At 60.6% G+C, this 1176-nt stretch carries 1 protein-coding gene; it reads right to left on the bottom strand.

Annotated elements, in window-relative coordinates:
- Positions 1 to 1176: elongation factor Tu (tuf, locus tag B2A78_RS25395; protein WP_143735325.1), on the bottom strand; the 1176-nt coding region annotated here is incomplete at its 5' end.

Genomic DNA, 1176 nt, shown 5'->3' with positions numbered 1-1176 from the left:
TTACTCCAACACCTTGGACACGACACCGGCCCCGACGGTCCGGCCGCCTTCGCGTACCGCAAAGCGCAAGCCTTCCTCCATCGCGATCGGCGCGATCAATTTCACCGTGATCTTGACGTTGTCCCCCGGCATGACCATCTCCACCCCTTCCGGCAACTCCACCGCCCCCGTCACATCCGTCGTCCGGAAGTAGAACTGCGGCCGATAGCCATTGAAGAACGGGGTATGACGCCCACCCTCTTCCTTGGACAACACGTAAATCTCCGCTTCAAAATGGGTGTGCGGGGTAATCGTGTTCGGCGCCGCCAACACTTGACCACGCTCCACATCTTCCCGCTTGGTGCCGCGCAGCAACACCCCAACATTATCGCCCGCCACCCCTTCGTCCAGGAGCTTCCGGAACATCTCGACACCGGTGCAGGTAGTCTTGGTGGTCTCACGCAGACCAACAATGGAAATCTCGTCCCCAACCTTGACCTTGCCGCGCTCGATCCGCCCCGTCACCACCGTGCCGCGCCCCGAAATCGAGAACACGTCTTCGATCGGCATCAGGAACGGCTTCTCAATGTCGCGCTTCGGCTCCGGAATATACGCATCGAGCGCATCCACCAGCTTCAAAATCGCCGGCACACCGATCTCGCTCTGATCCCCTTCCAGCGCCTTCAGCGCCGAGCCGCGCACGATCGGAGTGTCGTCTCCGGGGAAATCGTACTTGGACAGCAGCTCGCGCACTTCCATCTCGACCAATTCGAGCAGCTCGGGATCATCCACCATATCGGCCTTGTTCAGAAAGACCACGATATAGGGCACCCCAACCTGACGCGCCAACAGGATGTGCTCACGGGTCTGCGGCATCGGACCATCCGCGGCCGAGCACACTAGAATGGCACCATCCATCTGCGCCGCACCGGTAATCATGTTCTTGACGTAGTCGGCGTGACCGGGGCAGTCGACGTGCGCATAGTGTCGTGTGGGGGATTCATATTCCACGTGCGCCGTCGCGATCGTAATGCCGCGCGCCCGCTCTTCCGGCGCCGCATCGATCTGATCGTATGCCTTGAATTCGCCACCAAAGCGCTCCGCACCCACCTTGGTCAGAGCCGCCGTCAGGGTCGTCTTGCCATGGTCAACGTGACCAATCGTCCCGACGTTCACATGCGGCTTTGTGCGCGTAAA

Source organism: Methylocaldum sp. 14B (assembly GCF_002005105.1).
In the GTDB taxonomy this organism is placed as follows: Bacteria; Pseudomonadota; Gammaproteobacteria; order Methylococcales; family Methylococcaceae; genus Methylocaldum.
The sequence above is the reverse complement of the archived record's forward strand: the minus strand, read 5'-3'. Positions and strand labels throughout refer to the sequence as shown.